Origin of the sequence: Vibrio sp. sp1, from assembly GCF_016920955.1 — a bacterium.
Classification (GTDB): Bacteria; Pseudomonadota; Gammaproteobacteria; order Enterobacterales; family Vibrionaceae; genus Vibrio; species Vibrio alginolyticus.
Genome location: NZ_CP060589.1, coordinates 1,277,027 through 1,303,494, shown reverse-complemented (window position 1 = coordinate 1,303,494; position 26,468 = coordinate 1,277,027). Strand labels below are relative to the sequence as shown.

The 26,468-nt window shown below is 43.7% G+C and carries 29 protein-coding genes; 18 read left to right on the top strand and 11 right to left on the bottom strand.

Annotation, left to right across the window (positions count from 1 at the left end):
* Window positions 1-331: 331 nt before the first annotated feature.
* A complete protein-coding gene (gene glpE, locus H9L11_RS06130; protein WP_005378691.1) occupies window positions 332-652 on the top strand; it encodes a thiosulfate sulfurtransferase GlpE in 321 nt (106 codons plus the stop codon).
* The gene (gene glpG, locus H9L11_RS06125; protein WP_017821294.1) at window positions 652-1,494 is read left to right on the top strand and encodes a rhomboid family intramembrane serine protease GlpG; all 843 of its coding nucleotides are present in this window, start codon (window positions 652-654) and stop codon (window positions 1,492-1,494) included. The genes glpE and glpG overlap by 1 nt, the downstream gene beginning before the upstream one ends.
* 63 nt (window positions 1,495-1,557) lie before the next feature.
* Here glpG and H9L11_RS06120 read toward each other — a convergent pair whose 3' ends face one another.
* Window positions 1,558-1,968, bottom strand: a complete 411-nt coding sequence (locus H9L11_RS06120) for a flagellar basal body-associated protein FliL (RefSeq protein WP_005378687.1) — start codon at window positions 1,966-1,968, stop codon at window positions 1,558-1,560.
* Window positions 1,969-2,129: 161 nt separating this feature from the next.
* Between H9L11_RS06120 and H9L11_RS06115 the strand changes: the two genes are divergently transcribed.
* The gene (locus H9L11_RS06115; protein ID WP_005378686.1) at window positions 2,130-2,669 is read left to right on the top strand and encodes a chorismate lyase; all 540 of its coding nucleotides are present in this window, start codon (window positions 2,130-2,132) and stop codon (window positions 2,667-2,669) included.
* Entirely contained in the window at window positions 2,670-3,524 is an 855-nt protein-coding gene (gene ubiA, locus H9L11_RS06110; RefSeq protein WP_005378684.1) for a 4-hydroxybenzoate octaprenyltransferase, read from the top strand. It abuts the gene before it with no gap.
* Window positions 3,525-3,588: 64 nt separating this feature from the next.
* Here ubiA and plsB read toward each other — a convergent pair whose 3' ends face one another.
* Window positions 3,589-6,015, bottom strand: coding sequence for a glycerol-3-phosphate 1-O-acyltransferase PlsB (gene plsB / locus H9L11_RS06105; RefSeq protein ID WP_053307422.1), 2,427 nt, complete (start codon window positions 6,013-6,015; stop codon window positions 3,589-3,591).
* A gap of 368 nt (window positions 6,016-6,383) precedes the next feature.
* Here plsB and lexA point away from each other — a divergent pair, with 368 nt between their 5' ends.
* The 3 genes from lexA (at window position 6,384) to dinF (ending at window position 9,388) form a co-directional block, all read left to right on the top strand.
* Window positions 6,384-7,004, top strand: coding sequence for a transcriptional repressor LexA (lexA, locus tag H9L11_RS06100; protein ID WP_005378682.1), 621 nt, complete (start codon window positions 6,384-6,386; stop codon window positions 7,002-7,004).
* 184 nt (window positions 7,005-7,188) lie between these two features.
* The gene (locus H9L11_RS06095; protein ID WP_005378679.1) at window positions 7,189-7,983 is read left to right on the top strand and encodes a class I SAM-dependent methyltransferase; all 795 of its coding nucleotides are present in this window, start codon (window positions 7,189-7,191) and stop codon (window positions 7,981-7,983) included.
* 55 nt (window positions 7,984-8,038) lie between these two features.
* Window positions 8,039-9,388, top strand: coding sequence for an MATE family efflux transporter DinF (gene dinF / locus H9L11_RS06090; protein ID WP_205391050.1), 1,350 nt, complete (start codon window positions 8,039-8,041; stop codon window positions 9,386-9,388).
* A 57-nt stretch (window positions 9,389-9,445) separates the two neighbouring features.
* On the opposite strand, the gene sthA is transcribed toward dinF, so the two are convergent.
* Entirely contained in the window at window positions 9,446-10,846 is a 1,401-nt protein-coding gene (gene sthA, locus H9L11_RS06085) for a Si-specific NAD(P)(+) transhydrogenase (protein ID WP_005393772.1), read from the bottom strand.
* Between the two features lie 293 nt (window positions 10,847-11,139).
* Here sthA and fabR point away from each other — a divergent pair, with 293 nt between their 5' ends.
* Both fabR and H9L11_RS06075 read left to right on the top strand, forming a co-directional pair.
* Window positions 11,140-11,781, top strand: a complete 642-nt coding sequence (gene fabR / locus H9L11_RS06080; protein ID WP_005378632.1) for an HTH-type transcriptional repressor FabR — start codon at window positions 11,140-11,142, stop codon at window positions 11,779-11,781.
* On the top strand, window positions 11,781-12,146 hold the full coding sequence (locus tag H9L11_RS06075) for a YijD family membrane protein (protein ID WP_005378634.1): 366 nt from the start codon (window positions 11,781-11,783) through the stop codon (window positions 12,144-12,146). Before fabR ends, H9L11_RS06075 begins: the two co-directional genes overlap by 1 nt.
* A 44-nt stretch (window positions 12,147-12,190) precedes the next feature.
* Here the strand turns inward: H9L11_RS06075 and H9L11_RS06070 are convergent.
* A protein-coding gene (locus tag H9L11_RS06070; RefSeq protein WP_104975737.1) for an IS3 family transposase occupies window positions 12,191-13,395 on the bottom strand; the annotation gives its coding sequence in 2 pieces (ribosomal slippage) (window positions 12,191-13,044 and window positions 13,044-13,395; 1,206 coding nt in all).
* A gap of 331 nt (window positions 13,396-13,726) precedes the next feature.
* Here H9L11_RS06070 and H9L11_RS06065 point away from each other — a divergent pair.
* A complete protein-coding gene (locus tag H9L11_RS06065) occupies window positions 13,727-14,986 on the top strand; it encodes a site-specific integrase (protein ID WP_205391092.1) in 1,260 nt (419 codons plus the stop codon).
* 92 nt (window positions 14,987-15,078) lie between these two features.
* Here the strand turns inward: H9L11_RS06065 and H9L11_RS06060 are convergent, their stop codons facing one another.
* On the bottom strand, window positions 15,079-15,660 hold the full coding sequence (locus H9L11_RS06060; RefSeq protein WP_205391049.1) for a hypothetical protein: 582 nt from the start codon (window positions 15,658-15,660) through the stop codon (window positions 15,079-15,081).
* Window positions 15,661-15,771: 111 nt separating this feature from the next.
* Here H9L11_RS06060 and H9L11_RS06055 point away from each other — a divergent pair, with 111 nt between their 5' ends.
* On the top strand, window positions 15,772-16,875 hold the full coding sequence (locus H9L11_RS06055; RefSeq protein ID WP_205391048.1) for a hypothetical protein: 1,104 nt from the start codon (window positions 15,772-15,774) through the stop codon (window positions 16,873-16,875).
* Between the two features lie 247 nt (window positions 16,876-17,122).
* Window positions 17,123-17,776 carry an inovirus Gp2 family protein gene (locus tag H9L11_RS06050; protein WP_033905931.1) on the top strand — a complete coding sequence of 218 codons (654 nt, stop codon included), beginning with the start codon at window positions 17,123-17,125 and terminating at the stop codon, window positions 17,774-17,776.
* A gap of 40 nt (window positions 17,777-17,816) precedes the next feature.
* On the opposite strand, the gene H9L11_RS06045 is transcribed toward H9L11_RS06050, so the two are convergent.
* The 5 genes from H9L11_RS06045 to radC form a co-directional block, all read right to left on the bottom strand.
* The gene (locus H9L11_RS06045) at window positions 17,817-18,317 is read right to left on the bottom strand and encodes a lecithin retinol acyltransferase family protein (RefSeq protein WP_205391047.1); all 501 of its coding nucleotides are present in this window, start codon (window positions 18,315-18,317) and stop codon (window positions 17,817-17,819) included.
* 101 nt (window positions 18,318-18,418) lie between these two features.
* Window positions 18,419-18,979 carry a tyrosine-type recombinase/integrase gene (locus H9L11_RS06040; protein WP_029834113.1) on the bottom strand — a complete coding sequence of 187 codons (561 nt, stop codon included), beginning with the start codon at window positions 18,977-18,979 and terminating at the stop codon, window positions 18,419-18,421.
* A 206-nt stretch (window positions 18,980-19,185) separates the two neighbouring features.
* Entirely contained in the window at window positions 19,186-19,617 is a 432-nt protein-coding gene (locus H9L11_RS06035; RefSeq protein WP_205391046.1) for a DUF2787 family protein, read from the bottom strand.
* A gap of 26 nt (window positions 19,618-19,643) precedes the next feature.
* Window positions 19,644-20,069: a DUF2787 family protein gene (locus H9L11_RS06030; protein ID WP_205391045.1), complete on the bottom strand. Its 426-nt coding sequence runs from the start codon at window positions 20,067-20,069 to the stop codon at window positions 19,644-19,646.
* On the bottom strand, window positions 20,066-20,542 hold the full coding sequence (gene radC / locus H9L11_RS06025; RefSeq protein ID WP_031851696.1) for a DNA repair protein RadC: 477 nt from the start codon (window positions 20,540-20,542) through the stop codon (window positions 20,066-20,068). Before radC ends, H9L11_RS06030 begins: the two co-directional genes overlap by 4 nt.
* A 228-nt stretch (window positions 20,543-20,770) precedes the next feature.
* On the opposite strand from radC, the gene H9L11_RS06020 reads away from it, so the two are divergent.
* From H9L11_RS06020 to H9L11_RS05995, 6 genes are all read left to right on the top strand, one after another.
* Window positions 20,771-21,208 carry an RNase H family protein gene (locus H9L11_RS06020; protein ID WP_205391044.1) on the top strand — a complete coding sequence of 146 codons (438 nt, stop codon included), beginning with the start codon at window positions 20,771-20,773 and terminating at the stop codon, window positions 21,206-21,208.
* A gap of 161 nt (window positions 21,209-21,369) precedes the next feature.
* On the top strand, window positions 21,370-21,555 hold the full coding sequence (locus H9L11_RS06015) for an AlpA family phage regulatory protein (protein WP_205391043.1): 186 nt from the start codon (window positions 21,370-21,372) through the stop codon (window positions 21,553-21,555).
* A gap of 86 nt (window positions 21,556-21,641) precedes the next feature.
* Window positions 21,642-22,745: an XRE family transcriptional regulator gene (locus tag H9L11_RS06010; RefSeq protein WP_205391042.1), complete on the top strand. Its 1,104-nt coding sequence runs from the start codon at window positions 21,642-21,644 to the stop codon at window positions 22,743-22,745.
* On the top strand, window positions 22,726-23,214 hold the full coding sequence (locus tag H9L11_RS06005; RefSeq protein ID WP_205391041.1) for a PIN domain-containing protein: 489 nt from the start codon (window positions 22,726-22,728) through the stop codon (window positions 23,212-23,214). The genes H9L11_RS06010 and H9L11_RS06005 overlap by 20 nt, the downstream gene beginning before the upstream one ends.
* 87 nt (window positions 23,215-23,301) lie before the next feature.
* Complete coding sequence (locus H9L11_RS06000) at window positions 23,302-24,624, top strand: Shedu immune nuclease family protein (protein ID WP_205391040.1); 1,323 nt, start codon at window positions 23,302-23,304, stop codon at window positions 24,622-24,624.
* 182 nt (window positions 24,625-24,806) lie between these two features.
* Window positions 24,807-25,961, top strand: coding sequence for a hypothetical protein (locus H9L11_RS05995; protein WP_205391039.1), 1,155 nt, complete (start codon window positions 24,807-24,809; stop codon window positions 25,959-25,961).
* Window positions 25,962-26,039: 78 nt separating this feature from the next.
* Here H9L11_RS05995 and H9L11_RS05990 read toward each other — a convergent pair whose 3' ends face one another.
* Window positions 26,040-26,177: a hypothetical protein gene (locus H9L11_RS05990; protein ID WP_205391038.1), complete on the bottom strand. Its 138-nt coding sequence runs from the start codon at window positions 26,175-26,177 to the stop codon at window positions 26,040-26,042.
* Between the last annotated feature and the right edge of the window lie 291 nt (window positions 26,178-26,468).

The following is a 26,468-nucleotide window of genomic DNA, read 5'->3' as shown; positions in this document are numbered from 1 at the left end:
GGACAAAATAAGGGATTCAAGCACTTTTCCATCTGGGGATAGTTATAGATATACACACAGTTAGATCAGGATCATCACTACATATTGTGGATCAAAAGATCCAAATACACTTTATCAACGCAATTCACAGCTTTATCCACAAATGGTTGGAATGTGTACACTTTTGAAAACCCTGATTATCCATGTGTCTAAGTTTGCCGTTGGATAGGTTACAATAGCGGCAGCATACCCAAGCAGCTTCAAATATGGATTTTATGCTGTACCACGGGTGCTGATTAGTACGTTAGGTTCGAGGTTGCTTGGGTATATTAATAAGACAATGAGAAAGTAAATGGATCAGTTTAAGCATATCGATGTACAAGGTGCGCAAGCGCTGCTCGAGCAGGGTGATGCGAAGCTTGTAGATATCCGTGACCCTCAATCGTTTGCCGTTGCGCATGCGGAGTCCGCGTATCACTTAACTAACGATACGATCGTTGCGTTTATGGATGAAGTGGAGTTCGAACAACCTATTCTAGTGATGTGTTACCACGGTATTAGTAGCCAAGGTGCGGCGCAATATTTGGTTAACCAAGGCTTTGAACAGGTGTACAGTGTAGATGGTGGCTTTGAAGCCTGGCATCGAGCAGAACTACCGATAGTGAGAAGTTAATGAAGAGATTGGTAACGTTAAATAATCCACGTATGGCGCAAGCCTTTATTGATTATATGGCCTCTCGCCAAATTGACATCGAAATGATGCCAGAAGGGGATGGGCAATTTGCGCTGTGGCTGACTGATAGCCAGCATGAAATAGAAGCGGAAGCCGAACTTAAGCAGTTCCTTGCTAACCCGTCTGATTCAAAATACAGCGCCGCCTCGTGGGACGTTGCCGATACTCGTAAGAGCACATTTCATTATTCCAGCCCGAGTATCATAAGCATGGTCAAAGCGAAAGCTGGCCCCATGACTTTGCTGATCATGACAGTCTGTATCATCATCTACTTGTTACAAATGTTTGGCTTTGGCAATGGCGTGTTTAAGTTGTTGCACTTCCCGGCTTTTGAGGGGCAACAATGGCAAGTGTGGCGATGGCTAAGTCATGCGTTACTGCACTTTTCAGTAACTCACATCGTGTTTAACTTACTATGGTGGTGGCAGTTGGGTGGCGACATCGAACGTCGTCTCGGTTCCGGTAAGCTATTGCAACTCTTTGTGGTGTCGGCAGCGCTTTCAGGGGCAGGCCAGTTCTATGTTGAAGGGGCTAACTTCGGCGGCTTGTCTGGCGTGGTCTATGCACTGCTTGGTTATTTGTGGATATTGGGTTACCGCTTGCCACATTTAGGCCTTACGCTACCCAAGCCAATTATCGTCTTTATGTTGGTATGGTTAGTTCTTGGTTTTGTGCAGCCATTTATGGCGATTGCAAACACCGCTCACTTAGTTGGGCTACTGTCGGGGATGGCGATTGCGCTGTTTGATTCAGGCAAGATGAAATACCAACAGCAAGCCTAAAGCAGATGAAATGAAAAGACCGCTTAAGAGCGGTCTTTTTTTATGTTCAAAACGGATTTGGGTTTATTGATAAAGGTATTTTGTAAACAACAAATCGGCAATGATGGTTTTACCTGTTTCAGGCAAAAGCGTTTCGTTGAGGGTCGTCACTAAGGTTTTGCGCAGATCTTCTCGGCCAGACAGGGACTTAATCGTATCTTCTGTTTGCTTACCCAGTAATTCAATCACTGCATCGCGAATCAAAGGTTGGTGATGCTCAACAACTGATAAATCTTGTTGACTCATTACCATGATGTCGATGCGCACTTGCACATAACCTAACTTTTTGCCTTTGGTATAAAAGTTAGTAGTGAGGTCAGGCTCTAGGGTAAAGTATGCCAACTTAGGTCCAGCTTCTTCCGTTTCAGCCCAACTTGGTGCGGCGAATAGTATGGTTAACGCAAAAATAATTTGGGCTATATAACGTTTGTACATATTTCTAACTTTTCTTTCTCTGGATCGCGATATTCGAATCGCTTCAGTCTTGATACAATGGGCCGTCTATAACAAATAACGGAACTTACGGTTACATACATTACTATGGACGGTAAGTTGTTGCTTTATTGTACGCATAAAGCCTCCAATTGAATACTAGTATGAATCAGCCAACATCACTCTATCTTGCTTCTTTATTGGAAGTAGAGTGGCAAAACCCCGAAGAATTCGAATTTCCAAATGAATTTGCCAAGCACTGGCTTGAAGAGCAAGGGTCTTTGTCACGTCGTTTAAAACAGCACTGCCAAGCGTTAACGGTAGAATTGCTACAAAATCAGATCGTCACTGCAGCGACATTAAAACAGGACGAAAGCCAGTTATTGTCCGAACAAGATTGCTTACTGAGAGAGGTAATTTTGTGCGGTGACAATAATAACTGGGTTATTGGGCGGACATTGATTCCTCGTTCAACCTTAGTTGATCAGCAGTATGATTTGGCTCAACAAGGGGATATCCCATTAGGACTAACTGTGTTTAGCGCAGATAACGTTGAGCGGGACTCTTTGCAAATGGGATGGGTAGCCGTACCAGAAGGACGTTTGTTAGCACGACGCTCAAGGTTGTGGATGAATCACAAACCGATGCTAGTCGCCGAGTTATTCTTATCTAATTCACCAGTTTACGCTAAGGAGACAGTGTAAATGTCCGCAGAAAAAGCCAAAGCATATTGGCAACTGATGCGCATGGATCGCCCGATTGGTTCACTGTTACTGATGTGGCCAACGATTTGGGCGCTAATTATCTCAGCCCAAGGGATGCCAAGTTGGGATGTATTCATCGTGTTTGTATTGGGTGTTTTCCTAATGCGTAGTGCGGGGTGCGTGATTAATGATTTTGCAGATCGCAAAGTCGACGGCCATGTAAAGCGTACTAAGCAACGTCCACTGCCATCAGGGAAAGTGACAGCAAAAGAAGCGATTGGATTATTTTTGGTTTTGGGTATCAGCTCGTTTTTGTTAGTGCTGACCATGAACCCGCTGACGATTCAGCTATCCTTCGCTGGCATTGTGTTGGCGTTCATCTATCCATTTATGAAGCGTTACACTCATATTCCACAGCTATTTTTAGGCTTGGCTTTTAGCTGGGCGATTCCAATGGCGTGGGCTGCACAAACTGGGGAATTACCATTGATTGTTTGGTTTTTGTTCCTCATTAACGCTTTGTGGACCATTGCGTACGACACTCAATATGCGATGGTAGACCGAGATGATGATCTAAAGATTGGCATTAAATCGACGGCAATTCTGTTTGGTCGTCATGACAAGCTTATTATTGGTGTGTTGCAACTTATTACACTCGCGATGTTGGTTTGGTTAGGGCAGTTCTACCAATTGGGACAAAGTTACTACTGGACCCTTTTGATTGCAGCGTCGTTGTTTGTTTATCAGCAGCACTTAATTCGTCACCGTGAGCGTGAGTTGTGCTTTAAGGCTTTCCTTAACAACAATTATGTTGGCATGGTGATAGCGATAGGGTTACTGGTCGCATTTTGGTAAGCGAAGAAATAGAAAAAGGCATCCGATTGGATGCCTTTTTTCTTATTGGAAGAAGGTAAAACGGTTACGACCGAAGTTGGTGAATACTCTCTTCGATCGTCAGTTTCACTTCTGGATAAAGCAGAGTGAACAGTAGCCGTGCAAATTGCTGCGTTTTCTTCGTGTCACAGTTACCATCGTTATCGAGGTATTTTTGCTGTTTGAGCGTATTGAACATCGCGGTAAACACACCTTTATCGAAGAATTCTGGCGCATTAATACCGTGCAAACGCCCTAGGCGCTGAGCAATATCTTGGCTCTTCTGCTCGAGGTCCGATTTACCCAGCTCAGGGTAAGCAACAAGCAAGTTCATCGCGATAGAGTAGCGTTGCAGCGTTTCAGTTATCGTTCGACCTAACAGAACCAAAGGCTGGTTGTTCGATTGATTGATCTCTAGCTTATCACCATCAAGACTAATCATTTTCTGATCGGCAAATTCATGCAGTGTTTTAACGACCAATTCATCTAACTCGTCTTCTTGGTAACTTAAGAACAGCTCTTTCTTCAAGAATGGGTAGATTTGCGCGACATTCGCTTGAATCTTGGCTACCGAAAGGTTGCGCTGACGAATGAGCATTTGGGCAATTAATGACGGCAGAGCGAACAAGTGGATGATGTTGTTGCGATAGTAGGTCATCAGGATCGATTGGCTACGGTCCAGCGAAATGATGTCACCCATGCTATCGGTTTCAATCACGAACTTATCAAGCGAAATTGCATGATCGACCAACTCCTCAGCACTTTCGGTAGGGATAGTGGAGGTGCTTGAGTACGGATTATTTTTGAGTAGCTTTAAGTAACACTCGATCTGATTGATCAGCGAGTCACGAGAAAGTGCACGTTGACGAGAAGCAAGCAGTGCGGTTGCACACAAGGTCAACGCGTTTGCTGCCGCCGCATCGTTGATGTGCGTCATCATCTTATTAGCAAGGTCGTTGACCACAGGATTCATCCATTGTGGTTTGTTACCACCCATGCTGTCGATGTCTTTCGTCCACTCAGGAGCATGCTCGTTCAAGTATTGGTTGAGCTGAATTGGCTCACCGAAGTTCACATAGCCCAAACCAAAGTTACGCAGTTTACGCAGAGTACGCAGTACAAGCCCTGCGTTTTCTTTCTCTTTGCGTTTGCCACGCAGCTCTTTCGCGTAAGTGCCCACTTCCATTACGTGCTCGTAACCGATGTAGACCGGCACTAGTGTTACTGGGCGGTTTAGACCACGTAGCATTGCTTGGATGGTCATAGCCAGCATACCCGTTTTCGCTTGCAGTAAGCGACCTGTACGTGAACGACCACCCTCACTGAAGTACTCAACTGAATAGCCTTTGGCAAACAGCTCAGCTAGATACTCACGGAAAATGGTTGAGTACAGTTTGTTGCCTTTAAAACTACGACGAATAAAGAACGCCCCACCACGACGGAAAAGGGGACCGGCCGGGAAGAAGTTCAAGTTAATGCCTGCCGCAATGTGCGGAGGCACCATGCCTTCATGGTATAAAACATAAGACAACAGCAGGTAGTCCATATGACTACGGTGACAAGGAACGTACACAATTTCGTGGCCGTCTTGCGCTAAACGACGCACAGTCGAGGCGTTATTGATGTGCAAACCTTGGTATAGTTTTGTCCATAACCAACTCAGGATGCGGTCGCCGTTTTTCACCAGACTGTAGGAGAAGTCGGCGGCGATTTCATCCATGATGTCGTGGGCTTCTTTACGCGCCTTATCAATCGAGATGTTTTTGCTCTTGGCTTCGTCAGCAATCGCCAGTTCAATAGCTGGAGATTTTAGTAAACGAGCAAACAACACTTGTCGTTGTGGCAGGTTTGGGCCTGAAGCAGCCAGTTTCTGGCGTGAGAAGTGGATACGCGCCACGCGAGCCAGTTTGTGCGCAATTGCGCTGTCGGTTCCGTGAGAGTCTGCCATATAACGCAGAGATACCACGGGACTAAAGCGAACTAAGCAGTCGCGTCCCGCCGCCATTACCGCTTTGGCTTTTTGCGGACCATTCATCGGTTGAAGGTAAGGCTTTTGGTTCTCTTCTTTACCTGGCTTACGACCCCAAAGCACGGTTGCAGGGATCATTTGAACATCCAACTCACTATCCAGCTTGTGCAGTTCCAGTAAGTCAGTGAACAGAGAGACAGAATCGGTTGGGACATCATTATCGTTGTTCATCACAGTTGGACGCGCAGCGATAAAGACGAAACGGTTCAGCGTTTTGCCATTGATTTCCAGCGGGCTGAGCGGGTCGGGTAGACCAAGGCTCATGGCTTGTTTTTGCAGTGTCAGCAAATCCACGTTCGAGCGGAAAGGCAGGGCATATACAATCGGTTTAGTTAGGTCGATGTTCAGATCTTCAATCGGGTTCGACGGGATTGTGGTGCCCTTTACCAGTACCGATAAAGGTAGTTTTAGTAATGAACGTGAAAATGATTGTCCAGAAGACATAAAGTTCACAGCCTCAATAGGTATTCAAACAGGCCTAACCTTATTTCAGTTTCCGCGTTGCATGTCTTCTCTATAAAAAGAGATGAGTACGGCAATAGAAATAAGCCTAGGCGATAAAATTTAAGCGCTGCAAGGATACCAGAAACTGGTCAAACCTTTTAATTTTATTGGCTGTAAATTAGTCGAACCCCTAAGTTATTGCTTTGACTTGATTAACTGAAAAGTCGGTGTTTTAAACGAATAAAGAATGAACTTAATTGGTAAGCTGAAAGCTCCCCACAAATAAATTAAAAAACAACCAATTGGGTTTTCATTTGAGCATTTACTGGATATACTCACAGTTAACTGTATAAAAAGACAGGTGAGACATGAAGCCGTTAACGCCACGCCAACAACAAGTCTTCGATTTGATTAAAAGTAAAATCGACGACACCGGAATGCCACCAACTCGTGCAGAGATTGCGCGTGAGCTTGGCTTCCGCTCTGCGAATGCCGCAGAGGAACACCTAAAAGCGCTTGCTCGTAAGCAAGCAATTGAAATTATTCCAGGCGCTTCTCGTGGGATTCGTATCCTGCTTGAAGACGCAGCCAATGATGAGCAGGGTTTGCCTTTGATTGGTCAAGTCGCAGCGGGTGAGCCAATTCTGGCTCAAGAGCACGTAGAGGCGCACTACCAAGTCGATCCTGCGATGTTCAAACCGCAAGCGGATTTCTTACTTCGTGTAAATGGCGAGAGTATGAAAGACATCGGGATTATGGATGGCGATTTGCTCGCGGTGCATAAAACCCAAGATGTGAGAGACGGTCAAGTTGTCGTTGCGCGTGTTGATGATGATGTGACTGTGAAGCGTTTGGAGCGCAAAGGTTCAACCATATTACTGCATGCTGAGAATGAAGAGTTTGCCCCAATCCAAGTGGACTTAACGTCTCAGCACCTTACGATTGAAGGCTTAGCCGTTGGTATTATTCGCAATACCGATTGGATGTAAGTGTGTTTAAGCAGCCCAGTTCATCTGGGCTGTTTTGTCTTTTCTCTTTTTCTACTTCCTCCAAAAGCTTGCTCATCATCTTGACCTTGTTTGTTTTGACCAATTTATAAGCTTGATAATGTAATTGATATTCATTATCATCTTTATTAATGTCTATGTTTTCTCTCTGGCGCAGGAAATGCCCATGTCTCAGTCTAAACATCAAGTTCCTAACCATTTATTAAAGCCACTGTTATTGCGTAGCCGTGAAAGCATGGTCGACAATGGCTTGGTGTACGATCCGATAGCTGCTAAAGCGTGTTTGAGCTGTAAGATGGCGCCGGACTGTTTGAGTGGTGATATTGCGCAGAAGCAATTGCTGCACGTGACGCTGACTCAGCTTTGTGACCAGCAGGTTAGTCACTTCTTACAGCAGTATCCCGATGCTTGGATAATCAATGTCGGAGCGGGGTTGGATACCCGCTTTTATCGTTTGGATAATGGACGCTGCCATTGGATAGAGCTGGATGTGACGGAAAATTTGGTATGGCGTCAGCGTTTGTTCCACAAAAATGAACGTTATGAACATCGCTGTGGCAGTGTGGATGAAATGTCGTGGCTAGAGACGTTAGCCATTCCAGAGCAAGCACCGGTACTCATTTTATGTGAAATGGCACTGCTCGATTGCACAGAGCGTCAAGTCGCGAAATTTATTCAAACCTTAGGTCGACATTTTGTTTCTGCTGAACTGTGTATGGTGCTGGCAGGAGATTTAACGGAAACCAAGTGGGGACAAAAGCTTGGCTCTGATCGTTATGCTCATGGCTTTGAAGCGCCTGCAGCACAGATATTGCAATGGTTACCATGGGCACAGTGGGTGAAAGCTTTCTCGCCATTCGATAGATTCTGTTCTCGTTGGAAAGCTTGGCAGCGTTGGCTTAATAAGATTCCAATGTTGAAGCATCGCCTCACGCCAGTACTCGTTCATATCAAGTGGTAATTGGCTAGTCGTTAAGCGCTCAGGTACACTCGTCGATCTTACTGATGAGGTGCCTGTGACAAATTCAATCTTCTCTCCTTTATCTAACCCAAAAGTTCATCGCCAAGTCTTAGCTTTAGCGATACCTATGGTGCTGTCGAATATTACTGTTCCATTGCTCGGTTTGGTCGATGCTGCGGTGATTGGTCATCTAGACCACGCTTGGTATTTGGGTGGTGTTGCGTTGGGCAGCACCATGATCAGCGTGACGTTTTGGCTGCTTGGTTTTTTGCGTATGTCGACTACTGGGTTGGCGGCGCAGTCCTATGGCGGTGAAGACCGAAAGCAACTTGCCTTGGTGTTTATGCAAGGCTCACTTATGGCGCTGCTGTTTGCGTTAGTCTTCCTTATTGCCCATACCCCGATAGCTGATTTGATCTTTGGTTGGAGTGACGCCAGCGCAGAGGTAAAACACTACGGTATGCAATATTTCTCTATCCGTGTGTGGAGTGCCCCCGCTGCGCTAATGAACTTTGTGTTGTTGGGGTGGCTGCTCGGAACGCAAAATTCCAAAGCACCAATGTGGATGGTGATCATCACCAACGTGACTAATATTGCCCTCGATTTGTTGTTTGTGATTGGTTTGGGGTGGAAAGTAGAAGGCGCTGCGCTGGCATCGGTGATTGCTGACTACTCTGGCATGGGTTTTGGTCTCATGTGTGTCTGGAAAACCTGGCGAGAGAGGCAATTACCATCACCTCAAAAGTTGCTAACCAGCACTCAACACGGTTTAGGGCGCTTCGTGAAATTGAATCGTGATATTTTCTTACGCTCTTTGTGTCTGCAAGCGGCTTTTAGCTTTATGACGTTCCAAGGCGCGAGCTTTGGTGATGAGGTTGTCGCTGCAAATGCGGTTCTGATGAGCTTCCTGATGATTATCTCGTATGGCATGGATGGCTTTGCTTACGCAATGGAGGCCATGGTCGGGAAGGCGATTGGTGCCAAAGATAGGCAACAATTGAGTGCATCGCTTGTCGGCACTTTCTTTTGGAGTTTGGTTATTTGCTTAGGACTGACCGCGCTCTTTGGTTTGGCGGGATCGGAGTTGATCGCCATGATCACTTCAATTGAGACGGTCCAACAGCAAGCAGCGGTGTATCTACCTTGGCTGGTGGTGATGCCACTTGCGTCGATGTGGTGCTTTCTATTGGATGGCATTTTTGTCGGTGCAACCAAAGGCAAAGACATGCGCAATAGTATGTTTGTCGCGACCAGCAGTTTCTTCGTTGTCTTTTACTTATTCGCCGAGTGGGAAAATCACGCGCTGTGGTTTGCAATGACGAGCTTTATGTTGATGCGGGGTATTGGTTTAGGGGTTATCTTTCTCTACCAATGGCACAAGGATACCTTCCTAGCACAATGTTGATATAAAAACAGCAGGTCCAAGCCTGCTGTTTTTCTGTCTGCTATCAAGAAGCATAGATTAGAACAAGCGGTTCAAACCATTCAACGCAGCGACACGATACGCTTCGGCCATTGTTGGATAGTTGAAGGTGGTATTGACGAAATACTCGATGGTATTCGCTGAGCCTTTTTGCTCCATAATGGCTTGACCGATGTGGATAATTTCCGCGGCACGTTCGCCAAAACAGTGAATCCCTAAAATTTCTTTGGTTTCACGATGGAACAATATCTTCAAGCTACCGATGTCTTTCCCTGCGATCTGTGCACGAGCTAGATGCTTGAACGAAGAGCGTCCTACTTCATACGGTACTTTCGCAGCTGTTAGCTCTTGCTCGGTTTTACCCACAGAGCTAATCTCTGGGATGGTGTAGATACCCGTTGGAATATCATCAATCAGGTAGTTTTCTGCCTGACCTTTCGTAATGGCTTGTGCGACAAATCGCCCTTGGTCATAAGCGGCGCTTGCAAGGCTAGGGTAACCGATGACATCGCCTACAGCGTAAATGTGTTCGATATCGGTTTGGTAGTTACGGTTTACTTTTAGTTGTCCGCGAGAGTCCGCTTCCAGACCCACTGCACCCAAATTCAACTTATCGGTGTTACCTGTTCGACCATTCGCATACAACAAGCAGTCTGCCTTCATCTTCTTGCCAGATTGTAGGTGAATAATCACGCCATCTTCTGTGCCTTCGATTTTTTCATAGGTCTCATCATTACGAATTACCACACCGCTGTTCCAGAAGTGGTAAGACAGCGCATCTGACACTTCGTTATCCAAAAACTCCAACAAGCGGTCGCGGGTATTGATAAGGTCGGTTTTCACTCCAAGGCCGCGGAAGATAGAGGCGTACTCACAACCGATAACGCCCGCACCGTAAATGATGATATGGCGAGGGTCGTGTTTCAGGCTCAAAATGGAATCACTGTCGTAGATGCGCTCATGCAAGAAATCTACGTCGTTAGGCTGATACGGGCGAGAACCCGTCGCGATGACAAACTTATCCGCAGAATAGATTTCTTCTGTACCGTCGCTTTGCATCACTGCAATTGAGTAGTTATCGATAAATCGCGCGGTTCCGAACAAAAGTGTGCATGAGTTACGGTCATAAAAGCCCTGACGAAGTCGAGTTTGCTTATCAATGACCGATTTAGCATGACCTAAAATGTCAGAAAATGTTGCATGAACGCTGGTGTTGTTTCGACAAAATAGCGGGTTGCTATTAAATTCGATGATGCGGCTAACGGCATGACGCAGTGCTTTTGATGGAATAGTACCCCAGTGAGTACAACCGCCGCCGACACTGCTTTCTTTCTCGACAATGGCAACATTCAGTCCCGCTTTGGTTAATCCCATTGCAGCCCCTTCTCCGCCAGGGCCACTACCGATTACGATCACGTCATAGTGATTAACATGCGCCATGATGCCTTCCTTGTTATATTTGCTTAACATTGCTTTAGCGCGATTTTAACTCATTTACTCTATTGGTACACGTCATGCCTGTTAGAGAGTGGAAGTGATCACGCAGAATCGACCAAAAGGATGATTTGGTATGTTGTATGTCTATAAATTGCATCGAGAACATTGCAATTAGATGCATGCCAATAGTAACGTTCTCGGCGCTCAGAGCGAGCGAAGCAACATATCTTTCTCCGTAGGAGCAAATTGCGTTATATTGAGGCTCTTGTACCCTACAGAAAAAGAGCAAGTTAAGAATGAAATCGATGGGAATCCGCGCACAGCAAAAAGAGAAGACACGTCGATCATTGATCGATGCGGCATTTAGTCAATTAAGTGCGGATCGCAGCTTTTCCAGCCTTAGCTTGCGAGAAGTCGCCCGAGAGGCAGGGATTGCACCGACTTCTTTTTACCGTCACTTCAAAGATATGGATGAGCTAGGCTTAACCATGGTTGATGAAGGCGGTTTGCTACTACGCCAACTGATGCGTCAGGCGCGTCAACGTATTGTGAAAGAAGGTAGCGTAATTCGTACCTCGGTCGAAACCTTTATGGAATTCATTGAAAGTAGTCCGAACGTTTTTCGTTTGTTGTTGCGTGAGCGCTCCGGCACTTCTGCTGAATTTCGTACCGCTGTTGCTCGAGAAATCCAGCATTTTGCTGCAGAATTAACCGAGTATTTAATGAGCACCGGCGTGACCAGAGAAGAGGCGTATACTCAAGCAGAAGCGTCTGTGACTTTGGTTTTCAGTTCGGGGGCTGAAGCTTTAGATTTAGATCGACGTGAGCGCGATGAACTCGCCGAGCGATTGATCATGCAATTGCGAATGATAGCCAAAGGGGCCTATTGGTATCGCAAAGAACGTGAACGTAACCGATTAAAAGGCGGGATAGAATAATGTCGAATGGAAATAAATCTGAAAAGAAAACGCTGATTTTGGCACTGGTTGCAGGTATGTGTGGTGATGCTTTGTTGTCATGGTTGACCATGAGTGAAGTGTCTTTTTCAATCTTCCCATTGATTGCACTCGTACTGGCTGTACAAGCTCTTTACCAAGAGTACCTAAATAATCCGGTATCAGAAGATATCCCATTAGTTGGCTTGGCGTGTTTCTTCGTAGGTGCGTTTGGTCACTCTGCGTTTATTAAAGCGCAATACCCAGAAGCAGGCTCAAACTTCTTCGCGATCATGGTTTCAATGATCTTACTCGCATGGATTGGTAAGAAGCTAGGTTTTGTCAGCAAGAAGACTTCTGCGGAATAAGCAAACGAATCTGACCCGTCCTGATATGGGTTGACACTTTTTAACTAAAACGCTCGATGTACTTCATCGGGCGTTTTGTATTTTAAAGCCGTATGAGGCCTCATTTGATTATAGATATCTACGGACTCTGCTACCATCGTCCTTGCTTCTTTCAGATCTTTCGGTTTCTTCAGCAAGAGCTCCATTTTGAGTATCCCATTTACACGCTCAGCTAAAGCATTCTGATAACAGTCATACCCGTCTGTCATTGAGCAAGTCACTCTATGTTTCTTATGGATATCTTGATATTCCTTCGAACAGTATTGTGAGCCTCTATCTGAGTGGTGTATTAGCTTTTCTTCACTCTGCCGTTGCCTGAGAGCTGAGATAAATGCCCGCTTAACTGATTGAGTTTTCATGTTGTCATCCACATAAAAACCAACAATCTTCCTTGAATAAGCGTCTGTAACCAAGCTGAGATAACTCTCTCCATTTTGAGTTGGCAAGTAAGTAATATCAGCAACCCACAGTTGTTCTGGCTTCGTTGGTGTCAGCCCATCTTTCACTTTGTTTGGGTGACAGAAAAATCGATGACGGCTGTCAGTCGTTCGGTGATAGGCTCGTCTTGCTCTCACTAACAGTCGATGCTTTCTGAGAAGTTCAAAGAGCTTATCGCGACCTATTTGAATGCCCTTTGTTGCTGCTAAGAACTTCAGTTTACGCGTGCCAATGCGTGGCTGCTTCAGCCTGACTTCACGGACAAAGCCAATGACAGCATGCTCATGATGTTCACAACGAGATTGAGTTTGGCATTGCTTATAATAAGCTTGGCGAGAGATTTGTACTAACTGACAAAACTTCGTAACGCTCAAACCTACTATGGTTTTCTCTTGGACAACGCTTCTTTGTGCTTTTTTGTCACTCTAACACCATAGTCACGTTCCATAACGTTCACGACAGCTTCAAAGAAGTCGGCTTTGAGTTGAGCATCTTCGAGCTGCTTCTCAAGCTCTTTAATACGTTGCTCTGGTGTAGGAGGTAAATTGAACTCGGCCATAGAGTCTCCTTTGGACATAAAGTTAGGTGTCCCTTTAGACCAATCTAGTCGACCATGCTTACGAAGCCAAACCAAAACCGTAGAGCAACCTTGGATGCCATACTTCTCTTGGGCTTGTTTGTAAGTGAGGCTTCCTTTTTCAACCTCATCAACTACAGTGAGTTTAAAAGCGAGGGAGTAATCGCGCTGAGTTCTTTTAGTTGTTGATTTCATAACACTCTCCAATTTTGGGGGTAGAAAGTGTCAACCTTATTTAGGACGGCACAATCAAATTAAAAAAAGCGAGCCATTGAGCTCGCTTTTTTTTGTCTGAAGCTGGTGGACTAAGCTTTACGTTCCAATAGCACGCCAGCTTCCATGTGGTGGGTAAATGGTTACATAATTCCATAGGTGTCCGCCAATGTCTTTTGATGTCATTTAAATCAATGTTTTATGGTTATTTGTCTCTATTTGTTTTCCATTGACGTCTTTATGGGTACAATAGAAACCGCGTTATTGCCGTACCCCACGCCGTACCCAGGATTTAGTTAGAGAGTTGCTTATAATGACAAAACGAATAAACAGCAATGCCACACTACAAGCTCTGAAGCCAAAAGATAAAGAGTATTTAATCCCAGATAAAAAAATTGAAGGGCTGAATATACGTGTTCGTCCTACCGGTACAATGACATGGACATTTCGTTTTCAGATTGGAAAGAAACACGAAAAAATCTCTATGGGGCGATATGTGAAGTCAAAACCTGAGCAGGGTATGACATTAGAGCAGGCAAGAGTAGAAGCTGGCCGCTATCGGAGTTGGCTGGAGAACAACAAGAACCCAAAGGTTGAACTGGATAAAGAAAAACGCGCCCAAGATGAGGCAAAGACCTTTAACGATGCGTTTGAGAGTTTTGATGAGAAGCGTCTTTCTAAGCAATTACGAGGCGATCAGTCGAGAACCATTTACAGTCGAGATATAAAGCCAATTATCGGTAATATTAAGCTGGCGGATTTAAGCATATATGATCTTAATAAGGTTTTTGATGCGAAGGTTGATAAAGAGGGTAAGCGTATGGCTGGTGCTATCGGTGCTTGCCATAAAGTCATCAATCAAGTGATTAACCATGCCTTAGCTCTTAATATGCTTGATTCTCATCCGGCACCACAACTAAAAGCAAAGGATGTTGGAGGGGGCTCTAAAGTAACAAAGCGAAACCTTAGCTTTTCTGAGTTGAAGATATTGTTAACTAGCTTAGGGGAGTGGCGTACAGCCCCTTCTAACGTCCGTTTAATACGTTTCTTGCTGGGATGTGGTCAACGTATCAGTGCTGTTCTAGAAATGCGTTGGGGTGAGTTAGATCTGGAAAACAAGGTTTGGACTCTACCAGCCAGCTCAGCAGAGCGACATACTAAAAGTCCGGATAGTCGCAAAGTACCGCTCAGTGATTATCTTGTTGAGTTATTGCAAGAGCAGCGTGAAAGTGTCCCAAGTAAATGGAAGTTTGTTTGGCCTCAACTCACTGTAGATAAAGCCCAAGAGCCTGCGGCAGTACGGGCATTGATCAAACGTAATTTACCAGCCGATCTAGAGCGTTTTTCACCCCATGACTTGCGTCGTACCTTTATTAGCCGTTGTAGTGAAATGGGGCTGGATATCGTGGCAATAGAAAAGACAGTCGGCCACCAGCTACCGGGTATGCTTAGAGTTTATAATCACCATGACTACCTTGATGAGCAACTAGTCGTTTTACAGGCGTGGGGCGATAAGCTTCAGGCTTTGACAGTTGAGAATATTGTTCCTTTATCAGCGACGAGATCGGCTTGATTTTTCGTCCAATGTGTAACGAAGATACAGACTCTTCCTAATGGTTCGAGGAACAGCATGAATTCTAGTTTTATGAGCCTATGTAACTTAGATTATAGAGAGTTGGTTAACTGTTCGATCGCTTTCGTCAACATTAAGTTTCTCTCTTCAAGTGAGTCTACTTTATTACGCATTTCTTCTAATTGACCCTCCTTCTGACGGCTTTTCGTCTTTAGCAAATCGTAACTTTCGAGCTTTTTATTCAGTAAGTCATTATCTCTTTCTAGCCTTCGAATCTCTCTTTTAAGTGCCGTTCCATCGATAATTGATCCTACAGCTTGACCTAAATTATCTAATCGATATTTCTTTTTAACTTTCTTGAGAGTTGTGTGAGTTTTGTCATCAACATAGACAGTATGTACTTTTTTGGCTCCTGTTTTTCTTCTGTAGTATTGCGCCCAAGATTTCTTCATGTTCGAGAGTTTCTCTTTCCTTAAAGCTGGCTCTGGAATCCTAGAAAAGTAGTGTTCAGCTTGCTTCAAGATGCTCTGTTGTAGAGGGTTGGTAATTATGTCGTCTACAGAAGGAAGACTTTTTGGTATCCCTTTTTTGATGAAATACTCAGTTAACCATTGAGTCATTTTCTTGTTCTTAAAATTAACCCAGTTCTTAAACTCATCGATTTCCTTACTCACTATTTTTCCTTTAATTTGTTTTGCTACATGTAGCTTTACATGTAAATAATATACTGTCAAAAATTATGGTATTATAAACTTAATGGGTATTATAAATAAAATGTGACAATCATGATTAGTATGATTCTCCAGTCATGGAAAGGGCTGAAACCGCAGGACAAAGTCGTATACTTACATTGGATTTGGTGTACTAGAGAACAAAGAAATGTGTTCCTATCAATTGCATCTCTGGCGGAAAAATTAAAAATAAAAGAGTCGACAGTTCGTGGTTCGGTAGCACGCTTATGCATGTGTGATAAGGTAATTTTTAATAATGAGCAGTCATCGTATGCTGTCGTTTGTCCAGCAGGTTTTGATCGCTCTCAGGCGTGCCCTAATGAGAAGTTGGCTTCAATTCTAGCAATACTAGGTATTGGAGAAGCCCTAACAGATGAACGTGCTGAAGCGTTGGCGAAGCGACTACTTAAAGTTGTATTGGTTTCTTTAACGGATGAGTTAGGGGTTATTGAAAGTATTAGTTTTTCTCATCTTTCTAAAGTGACCGGGATGACGAATCAAAGGTTACGCCGTTACATAAACGAGTTGGTAGCTGATAGGTTTATTTTGAAGTTTGTCGCTGGTTGTAATGCACCTTACCTATACAAAAAGAGTCATTCGATTTGCATCATAGACCCAACGGTGTTTGGTGGTAGTAGTATTGAGCTAATAGGTTTTGAAGCAGAGAAGATGCTTGGGTGTGAGCCTAATCGGCGGATAAGGAGTCGAATAGCACAAGGCCGAGGAGGATGGAATCTTTTGTCGAATGAGATAATTCGACATAACCTTTTAGGCAGGCTGAACCACTTTTTTGACGAGCTAGTATCACAAAATATTCGAGATAAATTAACGACAGACTACCACGCTCGTAGTCGGGATATTATTGCTTTGACGAACTTGAAGGAGGTAAATAACGATCTCCATAAGATATGGCTCAGGGATATTGATCATTTATCTGATTTTTTCTTAAGTATCGTTCGTGAGCAGATCACAAAAAGCAAGTCAAAGGGCCCCTTTGATATCTATTTCGTTAGAACAGAAACCTCTTGTTATGTGCTGTCAAATATAGGTAATGCATACTCAGGTGAGCTCAGCGTGATTGATAGTGATTCTGCTGCCTTTCAGCCTGATTCGGATGAAGATGCTTGGGTAATTAAAGGCGTTTTTTTGTACGATTAATCGTTCATAAATCGCTTTGATGTTATTGATAAGTTCCGAGTAGTTTTACGTTTAGTATGTTAGGCAATGCTTTGTCGCTAAAGGTTAGTCGAGAAGTAATTGTCAATAGGAAATGACAGATACAGTAATATACGCTTTATAGGGCTAATCAAAGGTACTACACCTACCCCTAAGTAGGTGATGGAATATGAGGTAAAAAATAATATGAGTAGGGATACCTGTGAACACATCCAGCAGGTACTTACTCATGAAAGAATCAACATACAACGGATTACTTATTCTAGGCACTCTTAAAGATAATGAAGAAGGTTATTTAGAGCAGTTAATCGAAACAATGAACTACTCTATCGAAGAGTACCCTAGAACCTATGCGATACGAGTCGACTTGCGACTACCGTCTCATGGCTTTCTTGATGATCTTACTCGCGATGAAGCTGTGAGCTATAACATTCGTCGTACAAAGCTAATGTCGCGGTTCAAAGATTCATTAAGTGAAAAGATTAAAGCTCAAGGAATACGAAGGAAAAGAATGGGCAAGAGGGCAGCTCAGTGCAAAGTGAGATACGCATGGGCTAGAGAGCAGGACACATCAATGCATGAGCATTATCACCTTGTTCTGCTTTTCAATAAAGACCGCTTTTTCACAATTGGTCGCTACAAACAAAGGGATTCTTTGGCAAACCTTATTATTGGTGCATGGAGAAGCGCTTTAGGGTGTAGTGAGGAACAGGCTTTAGGTTTGGTCCATTTTCCGATTAACCATAGTTACTATATCGAAAAAAATAGTGAATACTTTGCCGAGCAATATTCGGAGCTGTTTTATCGTATTAGCTATCTAGCTAAGAAGAGAACTAAGCGCTATGGTGAGGGGCATCGTTGCTTTGGCTGTAGCACTAGGTAACCTCGACTAAGGGGTTAAAAAAAAGGGGAGAGAATCCCCCTTATCCTTTGTTACGATACCTTAAGTCCCATACGCGCCACTGACTCGCTTGAATGTGCGCATGAGCGTCACCTTTAAGCTGAGTTAATGTGAAAGTGTTAGAGAAAATGTCACCACTTAAGCAGTAGCTACAGAACTGATGACAGTTTTCATTTAGCAGGGAATAGTCTGTTTGTACGCCTAGCATGGCTTCTGCTATTTGAGCGGTGAACTCACTGCCAATGGAATGGCCCTGAGCATTGCAACTCACGTAAATGGAAAGGGCTGTAGAATCTGCTAGGAATTGATGAATTGATACGGCTTCGATAAGACCTTTGCCATTACGATGGATGATACGTCCATTTCCCACGTAGATACCGGAATGCTCAGCATAACCAAATGCGAGATCGCAATACACAACGCTACCTCTGACTGGGCTATTGGTTTTCCAGAATAAATTTTGGATTAAGCTTTTCGATAAGCTGCCAACTAGAAAGCTTCCTATCGTGTTATATGGGTTCATGTTCTTTGCTCTCAAATGTAATAATCGCGAAACTAAAAAAGGCTCTGAGCCTAATGTTTATAAGGGATTGGCGGTCCCGCCCCCTCACTAAATGACTAGGCTTAAAGCTCAAGAGAAACAAAGTCTTTATCGACTTCATCTTGAGTAATGCCGATATAGCGAAGGGTGACGCCCTCAGATGTGTGACGAAGCATTTTCATGACACGGCCTATATCCTTTGTAGATTGGTAAAGAAAGTAGCCTCGTGTCTTTCTCATCGAATGAGTACCTAAAGCGATATTCAGCTCTTGGCCTACTTGTTGAAATGCCATGGACACGGCGCGTCGCGTGATTGGCTGCGGTGGTTTGTTTTTCAGTTGCTGACATCGGTGGGATTGAAACAAGTAGATGTGGTCGGGATGTTGCTCTCTCAATCTAGCAATGTGCTGCTGTGCTTTGGTATTAAGCTGAATGTTTGCCAGCTTGCCGGTTTTGCTTTCACGAATAATGAGTCGGTCACCATGAATGTCTTCAAAGCGGATCGATAACAAATCAGAAATCCGAAGTGCCAGGTTTAATCCGATATGCCACACATCGGCCATTTGTGGATTACAACGAATACTCAGTAAATGTCCAACCAGACGTATGGTGTCATCGTCTTTGATTGCTTGTACCTCAGCCATAATCTGCTTCCTTTTTTGTCTGTAGAAGGATGTTTTGGGAAGCACAGAGCAGACGATATCAAGAACCCCTTGTGCAATAAGGGATTGAAGCTTCCCGTTTTAACAATATGGGAAGCAGACATCGGCGTAGCTCTATGCGGGTGGTTTTGTTGAATGTTTGGTAACGGAGGGGGAATATTCTTGGGTGGTAAGTGGGTTGGCTCTGGTTAATAACCACACTTAATCTGAATTTGGTTGTAAGCGTCCATTGATACATAAGCTAGAAAGTTACACTCCCACATTTCATACAGCTCGGTTGTTTCTTGTAGATGCATGCCCAGCCAGCCGCTAAATCGAGCGAAGGCGACGTTGTTAGCAAAATCAAAAGTCAGGTCGGGAACCAGTTCCGGTGTTTCGTCACCCACATAAACGCGGTCCGTTATTTCACTAATGGCAATATGGCTGTCTTTAATATCGACGGTGATAGAGATAGGATGAAACCCTCCATCTTTCGGGTGGTAACTGGTGTCCTTAAATCGGATAGTTAGCCGTCCTCGGTAATTAACATCATGAATAGAGCGTTTGATTAAGTCTTTGAGTTGGTGTGAAGGCTTGGCTCGCTTGCATGCGAACATAGCCAGGTTAGCAGCTTGATTCATAGTGACCTCTTTGAGGGAAATGGAGATTAGCGAATGGGGGTAATGTCGATTGAGATTGCAGAGTGTGCGATGAGCGAGCGAGTGACTGCTTTAAGCCAGCTGGCGAGTAAGGTTTGTACTTCTGGCCGTTGTAAGCTGCACTGCTTAATTTCAGGGTGATAGAACCAACACCCTGCGAAGTTGAAATACAGCGATAACTCTTTTTGTGGCGAGCCTGTGACGACAACATCAAAGGTTGCGATAAAGCGAAGATGCCAGGGCGAATCACTGGATGTGCGTTCTAGTTGAATTTCAATGGGCTGAAATCGTTGGTCAGTCTCTTGAGAGCGAATGTTTAACGCCAATCGTTCAACTGTATTAGGAATGGTGCTGTCCAATAGCAGGGTATCAAGAAAGCAATGCATTGGAGTAACGAGCTCATCACTAAGTCCGGAAACAATAAACTCACTCATATCAATCCCTTCTCAGCAAATGAAACACAACCTTCACCAACAACGATGTGGTCTAAGACACGGATATCCACGAGCTTTAGAGCGTCGATAAGTCGCTGTGTAATGCGTTTGTCGGCTTGGCTAGGCTCAGCAATGCCGGAAGGGTGGTTGTGGGCAAAAATCACCGCGGCAGCGTTGTGGTTTAGTGCTGTCTTCAATACTTCACGGGGATAAATCGAAGCGGCGTCAATCGTGCCAAAGAACAGCTCTTCAAAACTGATCAATTGATGTTGATTATCAAGAAACATCACAGCAAACACTTCTCGGTCATGAGCTCCTAATTTGAGTTTTAAGTACTCTTTGACATTGGTGGGGTTGGTGAACGTGCCTTCACGTTTGTATTTCACAGCCAGCGCCTCGGCTGCACGCTCTAGCAGTTCATTGAGTTCTGAAGTCTCAAAGGGGTAGTCATGGTCAGTCTTTGGGGTACGCATAAGGGCTCCTTAAGCTATCTGTTTGGGTATGCGTACTGATGAAATATATCTGAAAGGGTTTTAAATCAGGCTTGTTAGGAATTGGAGGGTAGAAAGCATACGTGTCTAGATACAGGTAAAAAATAACTTACTTGCCGTTGTTATGTAGGAATCGCTGTAAAGCAAGTTATTAACAACCAAGCCGAATCAGAGAATGTATCGGCTTTTTAGTCTCTGGAGAGTATGACAATGAGTATAGAAATTTATGTAGAAGCGGCCATGGTGAAGAAGCAAAGAGGTCGCCTTGTTGGTGGTATTGCGTACATAGCACTCGATGCTGATGGATGTATTGATGATGAAGATTGGGAGCCTGTTGACTATGTCACTGACCAGGCTTACCTAGATCTGTCAGCGCTTGCTTTTGGATTAAAGCATGCGAGAGATGGCGATATTATTTATTCAAGCAGCGATTATTGCGTCAAAGGCTTTAATGAGTGGCTAGAAGGTTGGAAGAAGCGAGATTGGCGTAAAGCAAATAAAGAATCGATAGCTAATGCAGAGCTCTGGCGGCTAGTGGATGAAAGTAGCGCGGAGAAGCGTGTTGAGGTGAGAAAAGTCGCTGCCTGTTCAGCAGGAAAAGATGCAGCTTATAGATACGCTCTCCTGGCAACAAAACGTCTGTTGTAAAGACAATGAATCACTTGCTGGTATTGCCAGCAAGTGATTCATCTTTGTGTGCTGCTCTGTACACGAACTATTAGCTGTAGCCTCAGAGTAGGCGAGTAGGAAAAGTAAAAAATTACGCAGTGGCCTTTGTTATGAGTTGAACTACATAACAAGGTTTTAAAATGTTGAATTTCCTTAACTTAGAACAAGTGACAACTAAGACAACACTATGCAAAAGCACTATTTATGAGCTAATGAAAGTTGGAGAGTTTCCAAAAAATTTCACTGTATCAGGTAAGCGTAAGGCTTGGCTGGAAAGTGATGTTGAAGATTGGATGATGAGCAAAGTGGAGAACTCTCAACTGTAAATTAGATAGAAAATGACGCGGATAAGGTTTATATTATCTACAGATTTTTGATTTTTATAAACCAAGCCGTTGCTTGAGAGGATACCATGTTTGCAGAACGCCTAGAACGAGCCCGCAAGGCTGCCGGGCTATCAATGAGTGCATTAGCCAATCAAGTTGGCCTGTCCGCTAACGCCATTAAAAAGTACGAACATGGCACGACAATGCCCTCATCTTCAAACCTGTTGAAGCTGGCAAAAGCACTCGATGTCCGTACAGAGTATTTCTTTCGCCCAACTAATGTGAAGCTAGAAGGCGTTGAGTACCGCAAGCGTGCGAGTACACCAAAGAAAATGCTGGACCGAATCAATGGTGACGTTCTAGACCAAGCTGAACGCTGGCAAGAGCTATTAGAGTTCTACCCTGACTCGGTGAAACCCATTCCTGAGTTCGCTCTACCAGAAGAGCTTCCAGAGCAAATCACTAGCTTGGAGCAAGCCGAAGAGTTAGCTATTCAAATGCGTCACGCATGGGAGCTTGGCCTAAACCCTATTCACGATATGATCGATACCCTAGAAGCTAAAGGGGTGATGATCATTACCACTGATGTAGAAACGGATAAGAAGTTTGATGGTTTGGCAGGCAAGATTGGTAGCACTCCCGTAGTTGTTATCTCTACTGCCCAGAGTGGAGATCGTCAGCGTTTCACCTTAGCGCATGAGTTAGGGCACTTGGTGGTGCATGGACGTTTAGCGGAAGGTATTGATGAAGAGAAAGCCTGCAATACCTTTGCGGGTGCATTCCTTTTACCTGCTCAAACGCTTATCGATCACCTGGGTGAAAAACGCCGTCATATTGAACCGCGTGAATTGCTCATGCTAAAGCACGAATATGGTATTAGCATGCTGGCGGCACTGTTTCGAGCTGGTCAATGCGGCATCATTACGCCAGCGACTCAGAAGAATTTGTTTATGCTGTTCAGTAAAAATGGCTGGCGAACTTTAGAGCCAGGCAAAGCCTACCCGCAAGAAACCACTTACTTGTATAAACAGTTGGTTTATCGCGCTTTGGGTGAAGAGTATATTGGTGAATCTAAAGCAGCTGAACTTCTAGGAATGTCACTGTCCAGCTTTCATAAAGAGCGTAAATTGGAAATGCCCATTAACGAGCAAGTAGCTCAGGAGGGTGAAGGTGCAGCAACTTCTAATTAGCGATGCCAATATTCTTATTGACATGGAAGAAGGTGGTTTGTTGGAAGCAATGTTTCAACTGCCCTACGACTTTGCAACGCCAGATATTCTGTTTTATGAAGAGCTCGAAGAGGAACATGCTCACTTACCTGGCTTAGGGTTAGCGCTAAAAGAGGTATCTTCAGAGTCAATGATGTATGCCATGCAGTTAACAGGGACCTATACCAAAGCTAGCAGAAATGATTGTTTCGCCCTTGCGTTAGCCAAGCAAGAGCAATGTCCGCTACTGACCGGAGATATGGCACTCAGAGTCGCGGCAGAAAAAGAGGCAGCCATTGTTAAAGGTACTATTTGGCTGGTGAGCCAGCTGGTGGTTCATCAGCAAATCAACACCGAACAAGCGCGAGACGCCTATAGGCAGATGCAAGCCAATGGTAGGCGTTTACCTTGGTTGATAGCAGAACAAGCTTTAGTTGAACTAGAGTATTGAGGGAACATCTGGTATATGTCGTCAGAAGCAGATATCAGAGTAAACTACATAGCTCCAGCATTAAAAGTCGCACTATAGGGAGATAGGATGGCTAGGCTACTGCCTGAAGACTTCAGCCCTGAAGATCTGAATATTGAGATTGAAGAAGTATACCCTAACTGTACGGAAGTTTTTTATGTTCCTAGTAGAGGGGAGCTTGAAGATGCAGGAATAGGGATGGAAGAGCCTAGCCAGCATAAAAGAAAGATTGCACTATTTTGTGGTCAAGACCATTTCATTTCTATTTTTCCAATAGTTACCTTACCAACTCATCCAGATTACTTAAAAAACAAATACAAGGGCATAGATGAGATTAGTATTGAGGTCGCTCTTGACTCTGCACCTTATACTAAAAAGGATGTATATGAGTGCTTGCTACATTTACCTTCTGGATTTATTAAAGACATTCGTTATGGGTTGGGACTAAAAAAAGAATACAGAGCAATAATATCAGCGGTCGAAGAACAAACGGAACACCAATGCATTGCTATTGGTGATGAAAAAACAGGCGATACAGATTATGGTTACTTTCATCTAAACTATAATGATTTTGACGAAATGCGCCGTTCCTGCAACCGTATTACAGAAAGAGCAAGGAAAGTTGCTCGTATTACGAAGGAAGTAACTTCTTACAACTATATTGCATGTCAATTGGGAAATAATCAAAGACCATTGCCAACCGATAATGATGCTATTAGTAAAATGCTTCGGATTAAAATCACGAACACCGATAAGCAAGTTGCCATGAATCTGATTGCTGGAGATAAAGTTACTGTTAAACAAACAGATCCTGCTACTTTGGCCAAACTCAAAAGTGATATTGAGTTAGTCTCGCTTGAGCGTTTGATTAGTTCATATGAAGACTTACTAACCAAAAAGACTAAAGAGGATACTTGGCAGGAACTCTTTAATCAAAACCCATTTATCTTGAGCCTTGCTTTTGGTTACCCCGCAATAAAAATATCGGATCAAGCCAGTGTTGGCGGAAAACGTCTTAGTGGTGATGGCGAAAAAATTACTGATTACCTGATTAAAAATAGTATTACAAATAACCTAGCTTTGATTGAAATAAAGAAGCCTTCTTCAGTCTTATTAAACAAATCCGCCTATAGGAGTAGTGTTTACTGCGCATCAACAGAACTTACAGGCTCTGTAACACAAGTACTGGATCAGTCTTATCAGCTACAACAGAACATTGCCGCGATAAAAAATAACAATCGCCTTTATGACATTGAGTCATATGCTGTCCACTGTATTTTGATCATCGGAACAATCCCTGATGATGAAGACAAAAAAAGTCTTTTGAGATATATCGTCGCAACTCTAAGAACGTGCAAATCATTACTTTTGACGAGCTCTTACTCAAGCTAAAGCAGCTACACGAGTTTCTTGGTAATAATGAGGTTACGCAATGAGGTTCCTCTTCATTCTTTAGTTAACGTTATCCGTTGGCATGCTTGAGGGTTAGTTGAACCGGTAGCTATGAACGAAGGAAGTCACAATCTTTAGAGCTGCTTGTGGAAAGTGGGTATTTTACTTATCAGTTTTGAACTATGAACAAAGAAAAAATCGTCATACAGCCCCTTCTTCAAGGAAATCCATTTCTGAAAACTCCTGATGAGGTGGCTAAGCTATTTGGATTTAGTACATCAATTCGGAGTAAAGTAAAATTAGCTGCGAGAGCTATGAAGCAGGAGGTGACACTTAGTGATCGGAGCCTTGATAATCTTGCTAGACGAGGAATATCCAAGAAAAAAGCGGAAGATGCACTAGAACCTATTTTCAAGGCGCTCTCGGAGCGGATCAATATCGATTTCGATGATTTGATTCCCGATGGAACAAAAACATCTGATGTTCATGTTTTCTGGAAAGCTTCTATTACCACATTTGTACTTGGAGCTAAGTTCTCTGATGAAGAAAAGTGCTGTTTGCAACCTTTGGTCGCTTTTATCGAAAGACGGTGTGCAGAATATGAACCTCAAAGAGAGTGGATTACGCGATACCGTGGTATGGAACAAAAAGAGGCTCTCTGTTATCTGACTGATTTTTATCAGCCGGTTATCGACAAAACTTTGCTTGATTCAAAACAGATAGTCATGGTGAGGAAGGTTCTAGATAAGGTATCTCTGGGAGAGGAAGTTAAGGTCGATCAAGATGAAATTAAAGCGCTTGCTCTTTTCTCACATGATTTTAATTTATCTTTGTTTGCATCGCTTGACTTGGTTGCACGCAATTTAGCGTTGCTAGTTTATGATGATGTGGTCAAACAAGATGAGAGTTTCTTCACTCAGTTGCTGGAAGCTGAAGGACAGTGTTACTTCGGCAAACTACTCGCTCTTATAAAGATAAAGACGGGTTGCACCTATAGCAAATTAGCGCAGCTTATTCCGATACAATATCAAAGTTCTGATAGTGGTAGAACAGAATCAGAAGCTAAAGTAGAGCGGCTAAAAGAATGGCGAAAAGGAAAAACTAAACCTAGCTTTACCGTAATGGATGAGTTTTTTTCTCATTTTGATGTAGGTGATCAGTTTCCTTTATTGATCTACGGGTTTATTTGCCAGGCTATCGACCGGATGATCGATAAATATAAACGTAAAGATGATCAAGCGTTTCTACGAGAGATTTATTCAGCAGAAAACTACTCTCGTTATTACGACAAAGAGAAAGCGGCCTGTGTTACGGCCGCTGTTAAGTTTACTTTTTAGGTGGATTATTACCACGGTTCTTACCCGATGGGTTACTGGTGCCGTTTTTAGTTGGCCAGTTACTATTTTTTGCTGTCATTATTGATCCTCCCAATCATCAGGCCTTTCATCTTCACCACGTGATTGCCAATATGCATCATTGTTAGGGTTCAGTTGATCTGAGTGATTATCGAGATCATCCTGTGTTGGCTCATAGCCGTTTTTGAATCCAGACATAGTAGATTTCCTTTTTAATCGCAGCACCATTGCTGCTGTAAAAGAAGATTACTATTAGAAGGTTTTAAAAAATAAGGGGGGTAAGAGCGCACAACTCAAATGAATCGCGAAATAGGTAGCTATACTCATCTCGTCACCCCTCAGTTTTTAGTAATTTACTAGATTGTGTATTTCGGTGATTGCGATCGCTCGTTTCCCTCCCGTGTCAGCATAGTTGTCGTATAGATTTTTAAGGAGATAACTATGCCAGCTAATCCAGTTCCAATTGATGTGAAAACGAAAGGTCAAACT